At 32.9% G+C, this 13,891-nt stretch carries 11 protein-coding genes; 4 read left to right on the top strand and 7 right to left on the bottom strand.

What is annotated here, in order from left to right; genetic code table 11:
• The first annotated feature begins 2 nt into the window (after positions 1–2).
• Entirely contained in the window at positions 3–389 is a 387-nt protein-coding gene (locus tag FA048_RS18025) for a hypothetical protein (protein WP_136843727.1), read from the top strand.
• 133 nt (positions 390–522) lie between these two features.
• Here FA048_RS18025 and FA048_RS18020 read toward each other — a convergent pair whose 3' ends face one another.
• The 3 genes from FA048_RS18020 to FA048_RS18010 all read right to left on the bottom strand — a co-directional run bounded on the left by FA048_RS18020 (position 523) and on the right by FA048_RS18010 (position 3,458).
• The gene (locus tag FA048_RS18020) at positions 523–1,674 is read right to left on the bottom strand and encodes an acyl-CoA dehydrogenase family protein (protein ID WP_136843725.1); all 1,152 of its coding nucleotides are present in this window, start codon (positions 1,672–1,674) and stop codon (positions 523–525) included.
• A gap of 335 nt (positions 1,675–2,009) precedes the next feature.
• A complete protein-coding gene (locus FA048_RS18015; protein WP_136843723.1) occupies positions 2,010–2,537 on the bottom strand; it encodes an adenine phosphoribosyltransferase in 528 nt (175 codons plus the stop codon).
• Positions 2,538–3,458, bottom strand: a complete 921-nt coding sequence (locus tag FA048_RS18010; protein ID WP_169306906.1) for a ComEA family DNA-binding protein — start codon at positions 3,456–3,458, stop codon at positions 2,538–2,540.
• A 159-nt stretch (positions 3,459–3,617) separates the two neighbouring features.
• Here FA048_RS18010 and FA048_RS18005 point away from each other — a divergent pair, with 159 nt between their 5' ends.
• The 3 genes from FA048_RS18005 to FA048_RS17995 all read left to right on the top strand — a co-directional run bounded on the left by FA048_RS18005 (position 3,618) and on the right by FA048_RS17995 (position 7,173).
• Positions 3,618–5,369 carry a lysophospholipid acyltransferase family protein gene (locus FA048_RS18005; protein ID WP_136843718.1) on the top strand — a complete coding sequence of 584 codons (1,752 nt, stop codon included), beginning with the start codon at positions 3,618–3,620 and terminating at the stop codon, positions 5,367–5,369.
• A 227-nt stretch (positions 5,370–5,596) separates the two neighbouring features.
• The gene (locus FA048_RS18000) at positions 5,597–6,808 is read left to right on the top strand and encodes a hypothetical protein (protein ID WP_225872577.1); all 1,212 of its coding nucleotides are present in this window, start codon (positions 5,597–5,599) and stop codon (positions 6,806–6,808) included.
• 98 nt (positions 6,809–6,906) lie between these two features.
• Positions 6,907–7,173, top strand: a complete 267-nt coding sequence (locus FA048_RS17995; RefSeq protein ID WP_136843716.1) for a hypothetical protein — start codon at positions 6,907–6,909, stop codon at positions 7,171–7,173.
• Between the two features lie 57 nt (positions 7,174–7,230).
• Here FA048_RS17995 and FA048_RS17990 read toward each other — a convergent pair whose 3' ends face one another.
• The 4 genes from FA048_RS17990 to FA048_RS17975 all read right to left on the bottom strand — a co-directional run bounded on the left by FA048_RS17990 (position 7,231) and on the right by FA048_RS17975 (position 13,599).
• Complete coding sequence (locus FA048_RS17990; protein WP_136843714.1) at positions 7,231–8,679, bottom strand: matrixin family metalloprotease; 1,449 nt, start codon at positions 8,677–8,679, stop codon at positions 7,231–7,233.
• Position 8,680: 1 nt separating this feature from the next.
• Positions 8,681–8,965, bottom strand: coding sequence for a hypothetical protein (locus FA048_RS17985; protein ID WP_136843712.1), 285 nt, complete (start codon positions 8,963–8,965; stop codon positions 8,681–8,683).
• Between the two features lie 506 nt (positions 8,966–9,471).
• A complete protein-coding gene (locus FA048_RS17980) occupies positions 9,472–10,665 on the bottom strand; it encodes a hypothetical protein (protein WP_136843710.1) in 1,194 nt (397 codons plus the stop codon).
• A gap of 117 nt (positions 10,666–10,782) precedes the next feature.
• A complete protein-coding gene (locus tag FA048_RS17975) occupies positions 10,783–13,599 on the bottom strand; it encodes a TonB-dependent receptor (protein WP_205943522.1) in 2,817 nt (938 codons plus the stop codon).
• Positions 13,600–13,891 lie beyond the last annotated feature (292 nt).

Below are 13,891 nucleotides of genomic sequence, written 5' to 3'. Positions count from 1 at the left end.
TCATGACAACTGGAAAGAAAATTACTGCAATTGCTGCACTTATTATTATTATAATTTTAGGATTTATTATCTATTATCGTTACTACTTCGTTTTTGGTGAGGGAGTAAAAGCTGGACAGCTAAACTATATCGTAAAAAAAGGATATATTTTTAAAACTTATGAAGGGAAAATCATTCAAACTGGAATAAGATCTAAACAAGTTGGTTCAGTACAATCAAATGAATTTGAATTCTCTGTAGCAGATGAAGAAGTGGCTAAAAAGATGATGTTAAATAGTGGCAAAATGTTTGAGTTACATTATAAAGAATACAAAGGCTCTTTGCCTTGGAGGGGCTTTAGCGTGTATGTTGTAGATAGCATTGTTACTATGCGGGAACCGCAACCTTAATCTTGTTTTTCGAAAGTTATAGATCTCCGAAGACCATAGAATATTATAGGTGTTTAACCGATCTCTATAATTATAAAAAAAGCTGTAGCTTTCCGGCTACAGCTTAAGTATTTCACTGAGATTGCAAGTTAGTTTACTTCAAAATTTCTCTTGCAATAACTATTTTTTGAATTTCTGAGGTTCCCTCTCCTATTGTACACAATTTACTATCACGATAGAATTTCTCTACAGGAAAATCTTTCGTATACCCATAGCCACCAAATATTTGAACAGCTTCAGTTGCACATCTCACAGCCACTTCTGAGGCATAATATTTTGCCATTGCCGATTCTTTAGTCATTGGCAGGTGTCTGTTTTTTAAATCTGCAGCCTGGCGAATCAGCAATTCTGCTGCTTCAATTTCAGTTGCCATGTCGGCAAGTTTAAAGCTTATGCCTTGGAAACTAGCAATTGGCACTCCAAATTGATGACGTTCTTTTGCATAGGCAACCGCAGCCAAATAAGCTCCTTTTGCAATACCTAATGACAATGCCGCAATAGAAATACGGCCACCATCTAATACTTTCATTGCCTGTTTAAAACCATCGCCAACATTACCTAAAAGGTTTTCTTTGGGAACGCGGCAATTATCAAAAATCATTTCTGTAGTTTCTGATGCTCTCATACCGAGCTTATTTTCTTTCTTACCTGCAGAAAAACCTGGTGTTCCTCGCTCTACCACAATGGCAGAAATTCCTTTTGAACTTCCTGCTTCCCCAGTACGAACCATAACTACGGCAACATCTCCAGACTTGCCGTGTGTAATCCAATTTTTGGCCCCGTTAATTACATATTCATCGCCATCTAATACTGCAGTAGTACGCATACGTAAAGCATCAGATCCGGTATTAGCCTCCGTTAAACCCCAAGCGCCAATCCATTCTGCAGTTGCTAATTTTGGCAACCATCTCATTTTTTGTTCCTCACTTCCAAAGGCTAAAATATGACCTGTACAAAGTGAGTTATGTGCTGCTAAAGACAACCCAATGGAGCCACAAACTTTAGATACTTCTACAATAACATCTACATATTCTTGGTACCCAAAGCCAGAACCACCATAAATTTCTGGTACTAATACGCCCATTAATCCTAGGTCTCCTAATTGTTTAAAAATTTCGACAGGAAAATGCTGTACTTCATCCCATTCCATTACGTTTGGACGGATGTGTTTTTCAGCAAAATCGCTGACCATTTGTTTAATAATTTCTTGATTTTCTTCTACTTCTAAGCTAAAGCCAGTGTTCATATGGTAGGGTTTAAAAAAAGAAACTGCTTAAACACAACGCTTCTTACAGCATTCGGATTTAAACAGTTTCTTAAGATTTATATTTGGTTTAAAACAATGATAAGCAAATTATATCATACCATCAAAGTAATTTTATTGGCTAAAAAGTAGAATGTTTTGGTATTCGGTTCAATTGTTTTACTTATTTATTACAGCGTAAGGAAATTTAGAAAAAATAATTCTGAAAAAAAATTAAAATATTTTGTAAAATTCTTTACCAAATTTATTTTTAAGTGAATATGGAAAGCGTACAGTAAGACTAGAATTAAGGAGGAATATAGGATTCATCCAAAAAACTAATATGATACTAGAGAAAAAGTATTTGGGCTAAACAAATCCAACCGTTGTTTGCCATTTAAAAAGTCGAGACTAATTAAAAATGAATATGCAGCTACATTTGCTTGCAGTTGATTTACCAATTTAGAAGCCGCTACAACTGTACCGCCTGTTGCCAATAAATCATCGTGGATTAGTACATTTTCTCCAGCTTTAAAAGCATCTTCATGAACCTCTAAGGTAGCACTGCCGTACTCTAAATCGTATGTTTGTTGAATAGTTTTATAAGGTAGTTTACCAATTTTACGAATGGGTACAAATGGGACTTTTAAAGCTTGGGCCAATGCCAGACCAAATAAAAAACCACGACTTTCAATTCCTGCAACCACATCAATTTTAATATCTTTTAATTGCGCAGCTAATGCTTCGGTAATTTCGATACATAATGCGGGGTCTTTGAGCACTGGTGTAATGTCTTTAAAAACAATTCCTGGTTTTGGGAAATCTGCTACATCACGTAAAGTTTGTTTAATTCTGGTTTCGAGCATTTAAAATTTGAGATAAGGTGCTAAATTTTGAATAATTTGTGGTGTTAAGATAACTACTTTCTTTAAATCATCAATGCTATTAAATTTTCCATGCTGTTTTCTATATTGAACAATTGCATTTATCTGTTTATACTTTAAATAAGGATGGTTTTTCAAATCATCAAATTCTGCAGTATTGATATTGATTTTCTTAATGTTCGACTCATCGATTTTAACTTGACCTTTTATTTCAGCAAACTTTATACTATCTAATCCATACACTTCCATAAGCTGTTCTTTTTTATAAAAGCCTCCCAGCTTATCTCTATACTTTACAATTCTTCTGGCAAATGCCGCTCCTACTCCTTTTATTTCATCAAGCTGCAGGGTATCAGCCCTATTAATTTCTATAACTGCTAATTCCTTTTTAGCATAGGGTGCTTTTTCTGGGTAAGTTTTCTTCTCAAATTTATTAGCAAAACCAGCATTATCAATTTCGATATAAGGCAGTAAAGCTTCATATTTTGAAGGTGTAATGGTATACATTTTCTGTAAATCTTCTGCCTTATAGAACTTACCACCTTTGTTTCTATAATTAAGTATAGATTGAGCTTGCTTTACAGAAAGGCCAAGTTTTTGCCAACCTTCGGCATTAATTTTATTTGGGTCGAATTTAAATAAGGATGTTGTTGATTTAACTTCGCTATCTTCTCCTTCTATTTCACTACGTACTTGATGATAATAGTTTGGCTGCTGTTGATTAACCAAAACCAGTTGCTTTAAGGCAGCCTGCTCTTCAAGCGACACAAAGTTGGGTTTCACAAAGTATTGGCCATAAACATATGGCAACACACTTATTAGCAATAATATAGCCATTAGAGCTAATAATCCGTTATACTCTCGCTTCGTAAAGCCAAAGTAGTTATTTAACCAATTTTTCATTAGCATAAATTGTTTTTCATAGGTAATAAAGTCATCTTGATTTGTGTTAACGATGTAAAAAGTTAAGGAAAAATTAAGATGTTTTCACTGATAGCATAGGTACTCTAAATATAAATCTTATTTTTGATATTGCTTTACAAAATTAATTCCTCCTTTTAGATGAAGATTATTACTAAACAAGAGTTTGCCAAAGCGACCAAAATAGACAAGTTAGGCGTTCCAGGTCTGGCAGCTTTATTAATGGAAGTAATGAAGTTAAATGACATCAACAAAGTATTTTCTAAGAACGAACATTTTGCCGGATTAGAATTTGTTGACAAAATTTTAGAGACCATAGGTGTATCGATAGATTTTGATGAAGATGATTTAAAAAACATACCAAAAACTGGCGGTTTTATCGCCATTGCCAATCACCCTTATGGCGGTGTAGAGGGTTTAGCCTTGGTTAAACTTTTGTGCACCGTTAGACCTGAGGCGAAAGTAATGGTAAATTTTATTCTAAAGAAAATACCAAACCTAAGTGAGTTCTTTGTTGCTGTTAATCCTTTTGAAAATGTTCAACATTCCTCAAGCATTAGTGGTTTAAAAGCTACTTTCGATTTATTGCAAAGTGGCACACCTATCGGCATTTTCCCAGCTGGTGAGGTTTCTACTTTTAATTTAGAAACACAAGAAGTAACAGACAGACTTTGGCATCCTGTAGTCGGTAAATTGATTTCACGCTCAAAAGTTCCTGTAATTCCAATTTATTTCCATGGCAATAATGGTGTTCTTTTTAATATACTCAGCTTTATTCACCCTACATTAAGAACCGCTAAATTACCATCAGAGTTTTTAAACAAACAAGGCTTAAAAATTAAGGTTAGAATTGGCAAACCAATTAAGATAGAAGATATATCTTATAAAAAAGATACCAATAAGCTACTTGACTTTTTAAGAGCAAGAACCTATGCCCTAGGCACAAGTTTAGAGGAGGATAAAAAACTATTTAACCCAATAAATCTCTTTAAACGCAAGAAGAAACCTGAAGCTGTTGTAGAAGAAACCAATAGAACTTTAATTGTAAATGAAGTTGCTAAACTGGAGGAATTTAGAGTATGGGAAGAGAAAAACTACGAAGTATATATTGTACCTACTGCTAGCATACCTAATATTTTAAGAGAAATTGGTCGTTTACGCGAAATTACTTTTAGAGAAGTTGGCGAGGGTACAAATAAAAAAATTGACTTAGATAATTACGACATTTACTATAATCACCTATTTATTTGGGATAAAGATTTACAGAATATAGTTGGGGCATATAGAATTGGGAAGGGAGATGAGATTTTAAATACGATGGGCCGTAGAGGTTTTTACCTATCAGAATTATTTAAAATTAAAGAGCCTTTTTATCCAATATTAAGACAAGGAATTGAACTTGGAAGATCGTGGATTAGAAAAGAATATCAACAAAAACCATTGCCACTGTTCTTATTGTGGAAAGGAATTTTAAAATATTTAGTAGATAATCCACAATACCGTTACATGTTCGGGCCCGTTAGTATTAGTAATAATTTCTCGAAATTATCTAAATCAATAATTGTAGATTACATTATTAAGAACCATTTTGATTATGAATTGGCTTCTTATGTAAAACCAAAAAACAAGTTTAAGGCAGATCTTACTGCTATTGACACCGACTTGTTGGTAGAGAGCAGCGATTCATTAAAAGACTTAGATGGTTTAATTGGCGATATAGAAAACTCACACATAAAAATACCAGTGCTACTTCGTCAGTACATGAATTTGAATGCAAAGATCATCTGCTTTAATATAGATCCTAAGTTTTCTGACTGTTTAGATGGATTTTTAGTAGTTGATGCACACAAGATTCCGGCAGAAATGTTGGAGAAAATCGGTAAAAACTTCTAACCCTCTCCCTAAAAGGGGTTTAACAACAAAAGCCACGACATCCATCGTGGCTTTTTGCTTTACTAACTAACCTAAACTTAACGTTATATATTAACCAAATATTTAACACTGCAAAAGTAATGGGGCGATGTTAAACTGATGTTAAATATCGATTACTATAATGAAAAACTTAATATTGCTTATTTGTTAATTTTATCTACATTTAATGTTAACTAAATATTAATGCCATGAAGGCATCGAGCATATATTCATTTTTTGTATTTCTAATTACATTTACTGGAGTGTTTACTAGCATTCAGGTAAAGGCCCAGAATTATGCTTTTGATTTTTATGAGGGCACATTTAATTTCTCGGCAGATCAAACCTTAAATATTGATTTTTCAGCTGAACTAACTCAACCGTCTGTTCGTGACTTTTACAATAAGCTTGATCAAAGTAACTATAAGGGTATGATCAGCGATTTATTAGCGTATAAAGAAAAATACAAACTAAACGACTGGCTTTATTACCAACTCATTAGGAAAACAGCACAACAAATTAGTCCCAAGGCAGAAAATTATAACCGCTACACTTTATATAAGTGGTTTTTAATGACTAAATCTGGCTATGATGCAAAAGTTGCAATTGGAAATAATCAGATTATATTTTATGTAAGGAATAATGAAGATATTTCTGACATTCCATTTTTCATGATTAATGAAAAAAAATACATGTGTTTAAATTACCATGACTATGGCAAACTTTTCAAAAGAGAAGAAACATATATTCCAGTAAAAATAAACATTCCAGAAGCTATAATAGCTTTTAGCTACAAGGTAACAAAAATGCCGGATTTTAAACCTGAAGATTATATCGAAAAACAAATTGCATTTAATTATAAGCATAAAGCTTATCATTTTAGCGTGAGGGTTAATAATGAAGTATCAAGCATTTTCAAAAACTACCCTATAGTTGATTTTGAATCCTACTTCAACATTCCCCTGAGCCGAGAAACATACCAATCTTTAATCCCAATTTTGAAGGAAAACATTAAGAAAATGCCTGTTAAAAAAGGGGTTGATTATTTAATGCGATTTACTAGGTATGCCTTTCTTTATGAGGACGATGAAAAACTCATTGGAAAAGAAAAGCGATTTTCTCCAGAGCAAACCTTATTAAATGATCAAAGCGATTGCGATGATAGGGCTGCGTTGTTCTTTTATTTAGTAAAGGAAATCTATAATTTACCAATGATAGCGATGCTTTATCCAACTCATATTACAATGGCAGTTCAATTCGATAAACCAATTGGCGATGTGATTGTGTACCAGGGCAAATCTTACTCAGTATGTGAACCAACCCCTCAAAAACAAGATTTAAAGATTGGCCAAATCTCGGCACAGTTTAAAAATGTACCTTATCAAATTGTATATGCTTATGCCCCGGCTTCGATGAAGTAAATCTTTCTTTGTTAACATCGCCAAACTATTTAACATAATGATAATATTAATTTAACTTATTGATCATTTATCTTTGGAAATATCACAAAATTCAAGTTATGAAGAAAGAAAAATCAAAATCAGAAAGCAAAAAAGCTAAGAAAGAATTAGAAGATAAATTGACTGCTGCATTTACAGCAATTGTTGCTGATTATGGTAAAGCAAAAAAAACTAAATCAATAATTGAAAAATTTGCTAAACAGTTAAGCAAAAAAATTGATCTTAAAAGTAAAACTGAAACTGTTGCTGAAGTAGTTGCTGCTCCTGTAAAAGAAAAAGTTGTTAAAGCAAAACCTGTTAAAAAAGCTATAGAAACTGCAGAATAATTTATTTTTAAATAGAAAAAGCCTGAGTAAATTTACTCAGGCTTTTTCTTATGGTTATTACAATACCGTAATATTTTTTGTAGCAGTTACTGGAGTTGCATATTTTCCTCCGGAAATCGTACATTTTAATTGATAGTTACCAGCATCAGCAATAGCCATTTCACTTAATATTCCATCAGTGTCATCAGTAAATTCATAATTATAATTAGTTCCATTTATCCCGACTATTTCCCATTTATAATATACACCACTTTCCTTAGAAAGATAGCTCATGATATATGTAAATTGCCCATTTGTATTCAAAGTGCTTGCACCTCCTATATAAGGAACAATTAAACTATTAGGATTTATCGAATATAAAGCATTAATTAGTGCAACATCATAATTATGTAATATAGGGTAAACCTCTAAATTTACAACACCGGTACTTCCATTCATTATTGAACTTGAAGAGTTATTATGGTTCAAACCTAGAGAATGTCCAATTGCATGAATAACTTTTCTCGCTGCTCTATCAGAATTTATAAATGAATTTGTGCTTGGATCTTTAAAATCAGTATTTATTAAAATTGAATTGCCTGATTTTCCATCACCATTTGGAAACTCTGCTACTGTCACTAAAGTTGATGCCAATAAGCCATCGTCGCCTTTTATCAAGATATCCGTTTCTGGTAATGGGTTATAATTAGAATCACTATAAATAAGATTTAACTTAACATCACAATTAGGTGTGGAGTTCCACACTTCCACTGCTAATAAAATAGCACTTGGCCACATATTATGTACTAATATAGACTGATCAAGTAAAATATTAATATTATGCACTTTGTCATTATTGATTGAATACATAGGATTACTAATATTTAACGAACTCTTTTTTATAAGTACATCATTCTCGACTAAATAGTGTGTACTACTGAAATTCGCAATTCCATTTGTATTAAAACCCATAGCTTGTATTTTAGTAATTATTGCAGGGTCAATACCCGATGGTGGATTAACAACTGGTTGGTTAATATTATATCTTACACTTGAATATTTAATAACATCCCTATTATAGTTAGTACTATAATATTTATATCTTAAAATTATTCTACCGGATGTTTTACCAGCTGGTAATTTTGCTGATAATTGTTTAAATGCATCAAAATTTGCTGTCGCATTGCTATAATCCGTACTTGTCACATTTTTAGGCGTCATCAATTCAATTGTTGATGGGTCACTTTCATAATCTGAGCCACCTGGAAAAGCCTCTGTCAAATTATTGGGATTTTCGGTATACAACAAGGTAACAGTGCAATTTCCAGATACATAACCGCCTGTGCTTGCTGCTGCTCTTTGTAACGAAATATAAAATTTAAAATCAGTAATTACACTCGGGTCATTCACAACCAATTTGTTAGAAGATAAATAATTAGCTGCTATTTCAAATTGTAAAAGTGAAACTTGGGCTTTTAATATTGGTGCAATAAATGTAAATATCAGAAAGAATATATACTTTTTCATACTAATTTTCGTAGTTAAGTTTATATTCATTTGCTTTGTTATATGTCTCTTGAACACTTTCTAAGCTTAAGTGATTCTTGCCATAAATAACGAACTCCTTTTCTTTCGCGTAATAAACTACTTGGTCTATTGGGGTATATAATGATATAGACAGAAATTTGGTCAGTTTGGCAATTGTTGCATCTTCAATTTTAACCTCAGGAACTGGGGCAATGGATTTCTCTTTTTCACAGCCAATAGTAGCATAGACTCCTAAGACTGCAACTATTGCAATCTTCAAGTACATTAATTTTGTGTTTTTCATATTGACAAATTAGAAATCCAATATCATCATAGTATTAAGTATTCTTTATCATATTACTTCGGATTAGATATTACATCTTGTGATTGGTGTTATCACCAATTATCTAAAAAGACCTATACTTGTTATATCTCATTTGTGGGTGGATAACACCCACCACGGGTGAAGAGAAAAATCAAAATCAGAAAGCAAAAAAGCTAAGAAAGAATTAGAAGATAAATTGACTGCTGCATTTACAGCGATTGTTGCTGATTATGGTAAAGCAAAAAAAACTAAATCAATAATTGAAAAATTTGCTAAACAATTAAGCAAAAAATTGATCTTAAAAGTAAAACAGAAACTGTTGCTGAAGTAGTTGCTGCTCCTGTAAAAGAGAAAGTTGTTAAAGCAAAACCAGCTAAAAAGATTACTGAAACTGCAGAATAGTTTATTTTTAAATAGAAAAGCCTGAGTAGATCTACTCAGGCTTTTTCTTTATGGTTATTTATTTCTTATAAATTAGCTAATAAATCTAAGCCATCAATATTAGCCCATTTACCTTTTGTTAAAGATGCACCAGTTGCAGTTGTAGAAACTGACCAATTAACACCAAAACTAGCTGCATTTACAGTAAACGCACCGCCAGAATTTTGCGAAAGGAATAGAACTGGCGTATTTGTAATTTTTACATTATTCAATTTAATCTTACCAGCAACTACTTGATCATTGTATGTACTCAAATCACGGATTTGAACAGCAGAACCGAAGCCAGCTTCAATCGATGCGTAACCATCAATAACAATATTACTAAAATCACCATTACCTTGTGCCTTAAACTGTATTGCGTCATATTGCTTTTCAGATGCTGATTCTGTACCTGTACCGGCTGCTCTTTTAAGTGTAATATTGGTAGCTTTTGGCCAAAAAGTATTATTTACGCTTTTAGCTTCAATTTCCATTCCATAGTTAGCTGTTCCTGTTTGGTAAGCAAACCAGTTGGTATTATCTTGTCCTCTCCAACCGTCTTGCCAATCGAAAGAATCATCTGCATTACCATAAGAAATTAAATTTTTACCGCTAGCAGTTCCACCATAAAATTCAAACCCATCATCGTTACCTTTGTAAGATACTAAGTTTTCTAATGTTGTACCGCTACCAACTGCGTAGAAAGAAAAACCATTATGTTCTTTAGTATTACTATTATAAACTAGGCCAGCATATTCAACTCTAACATATTTTAATGAGCCACTGCTATGAGATGCATTAGTACCACCGTAAGGTAGATTTAAACCATCTTCAGAAGTTGCACTAGCAACACCTCCAGAAGCAACTATTGGCGCTTCTCCGTACATAATAATACCTGCCCATTGACCAGGAGCTTTATCTTTTGCTGTAAATACAATAGGCTCATCTGCTGTTCCATTGGCAATTAATATACCACCCTTTAACACTACTAATCCATTTTCACCATTCGATTTATCTGCTGTAAAAGTAGATCCTTTTTCAATTGTTAACGTAACACCTGGTTGAATTTTAACCATACCTTTTAGGGTATAATTGCCATAAGCTAAAGTTCTGCTTGCTGTAATATCACCAGTAATTTCACCTACTACAGGTTGTTTTGTTGGCACCACATCATCATCGTCATCAGAGCAACCTGTAAAAATTGTAGCTACAATTGCAATTGCGTAAAATAATTTTTTCATCTTTAATTTTTTATTTTATTTATTCATTCAAAAATAGCGAGGCAATGTTGTGTATAGATTAACTAATCTTAATCATTTTATTACCTCAGTGTTAATAAATTGTTACTAATTTTTAATTTAGAAAGTATAGCCTAAACCTAATGACACACCCACTCCTCTTTTATAATCCTTAACTGTTAGGTCAGTTTCATAAACTTTTATTTTACTGTTAGCTCCTAAATCAATTTTATAGGTAGGGTTTAAGATATTCTCTATACCAAATTTCACATCCCATTTGGTAGCAATTTTATTGTTCCAAATAAAATCAAGTTTGCCAAATGGCTTTTCGTAATAACTATCTAATCCATTGGTACCAACTGCATAAATACGTTCACCATAAACATTATAGGCCAAGGTCATTGTGCTTTTCCATTTTTTACTAAAATCAGCTTCATGTTTAATATCGGCATTAATCAACCATGGTGAAGCACCTTGTAGCTTTCGTGTTTTTTTATCGCCTAGTGAAGCAATTTCCGAACTGTTTTTAATTACATCAATGGTAGCTTTAGTAACCATTAAAGAGGTATTAAAACCAAATGAAAACTTTTCTAACGATGGGTGTATTCTGCTCAATTGAAGTAAAAGCTCTAACTCTGCACCATACAAAATTGCCTTTTTAGAGTTACCGTAAGTAATGGCCAAACCGCCACTACCTGCCGATTGCTCAAATAACCTTTCTATCGGGTCTTGTAAGTATTTAGCGAAACCCGTTACGGCAAACATCTCTTTATTGGTAGGAAACCATTCGTACTTCACATCAAAATTATAATTTTGGCTATTAATTACATTTGGGTTACCGTTTTCTATAGTAGCATCTGGATTAACAAACTCTAATGGATAAGCTTCCATAATTACGGGCTTAGTTAAGGTTTTAGAAGCCGACACTCTAAAATTCGCCTTATCACTTAGCGCATACTTTAAGTTTGCTGCTGGTAAAACATCGAAGTTATCTTTAATGTCTTTTTGAAATGGAGCGTCGAAAGATCCTGATTCTCTATATCTTGTGATTCTTTGTGATTGTTCAAACCTACTACCTATGTTTAAATTCAATTTATTGTTTAATCTTAGCGCAAAATCTACATAACCAGCATTAACACCTTCTTGCATTCTAGCAGCATAGGTTGAACTAGAGCCTTCTTCATAGGTAAAACCACCATTAGCAATTGCTGATCCTAATACTGCATCGGGTTGATTTGTTGGGAAAGAAGCATTATTTGAGGCTAAATTTTTAGAAACTATAAATCTAAAATCAGATTCTATTTTATTAAATGAACCATTGTAACCTATCGATAGTTTATGAGCTTTGGTTAAATCTTCGTTACCAAATTTCCAATTGTACTCTAATAAGCCAGAAGCAAAGAAATCTCCATTATAGTCCATAAACTGTCTATAGATACTATTGCCAGAATAGCTTAGCGCAGTAGTATTATCATCCAATTTCGCTCCTCTAAAAGATTTCCTATCTGGCAATTGATACTTTGTTTTTGAGTAAGATACTCCAGCTTTTATACTATGAGCATCATCTTCTGTCAACTTATAATTTGCCAATAGCTGTCCAGTAAACATATCGGTTTTTTGTAATTGATTTAACCTGATAAAGGCATTGTTAACATTTGCTTGGCTATTGGTATAACCTAACTGATCTTGAATTAAGTTTTCGGTTCCCTTTAGATAAAAAGCATTTAAACTTAAGTTTAGTCTTTTGCTACCATAATTAAAGGCGGCTAATAAAGATGAGTTTGTAGAAAACCTGTTAGTTGTTGTATATAAATTGTTGTCGTAAACACCTAAGCCAGTATTAAAAAAGCGATCTACCCCTTCTCTAGTCTGAAAATTATTATCTGTATTTAAAGAGATTAGATATTGAAAACTACGTTGATTTTCTAATTGAAATTTTTGCGAATGCAATATACCTACGCTTGTGTTTAAAGGCGCTTTACCTTCATCAACATCGAAACCAGAACCAAATTGCGAGCCTGCTTCACTTGCAGACATCATATAAGATGATGGTTTTTTTCCGAAAGCTTTTGGTATATCACGTTCACTTCCTGCAAAACCAAAGTAATCTCCTATTGATGTAGCATCTTCTGACCTTAAGAATTTCTTAAAAGTACTATTAGAAATAAAGCTTGTGCCGATATTAATTTTGGTGATACTTTTTTCACCTTTAGCAGTAACAATGTTAAATGTACCTCCAGCAAAATCCCCGTATAATCCAGCATTAAATGTTTTAGATGTTTCCAAGACGCTAACGATATCGGTAGGAAAAAGATCCAAAGGAATAATTTTTTTAAACGGATTGTTTGAAGGAACTGCCAAACCATTTATCAATAAGTTATTGTATCTATCCTCTAAACCTCTAACAAATAAACCTCTTCCGTCTACTTTGGTAATTCCAGTAATTTTAGTTAAGCCTTCTTCAACATCACTTACACCTTTCCTCGATAGTTCTTGAATTCCAATACCTTGTTTTATTTCTGTAGCATTTTTTTGAATTGCTAATAATGCAGTTTCAGTTTCTCGGTTAACTTGGCCTTTAATTACCACTTGATTTAAAGTAGAACCCGCCTCTTCTAAAATAACATTTACAGTTGTTATTCCAGCGTCCTTTACATCAACTTCAGTAATGGTTTTTGTATTATAACTTACATAAGAAACCTCTAAAATATATTTTCCCGCTGTTAAGCCTGTCAAAACATATTTCCCTAACGAATCCGTTCCTACTGCTTTAGTAGTCCCTGCTATTTTAACACCAGCACCTATTAAGGCTTCACCAGTTTTTTTATCTGATACCGTTCCTGAGATTTTACCTGTTCCTTGTGCGAAAACAGTTGCACCAATAACTACAAATAGTAATGTAAAGAATGCTTTTTTAAGAGTTAATTGTGATTTCAATTTGCCTATTTTTTGTTTAGGCAAAACTATTACCACAATGTTAGCTTCATGTTAGCTGTAAATTACCATTCGTTTACCAACGTGTTAATTAATTGTTAAATGACGAGCTAATTAATATTCCAAGGCTCTTTTAGTAGCGCGTGAGATGATGTTACCAAATTAAGCGGGGTAACAAAAACTTAACTTTAAAAAAAGGTATCTCGGCAAACTACAATAAGATTCAGATGGTATTTGGAACAACACTATCAAATAATCTCCAACATCTGCGGCCAGAAATACTAATCATCAAATT

It is taken from the genome of Pedobacter polaris, assembly GCF_005116505.1.
GTDB lineage: Bacteria > Bacteroidota > Bacteroidia > Sphingobacteriales > Sphingobacteriaceae > Pedobacter > Pedobacter polaris.
Note: the sequence above shows the minus strand (reverse complement) of the source record. Positions and strands in the feature narration are given on the sequence as shown.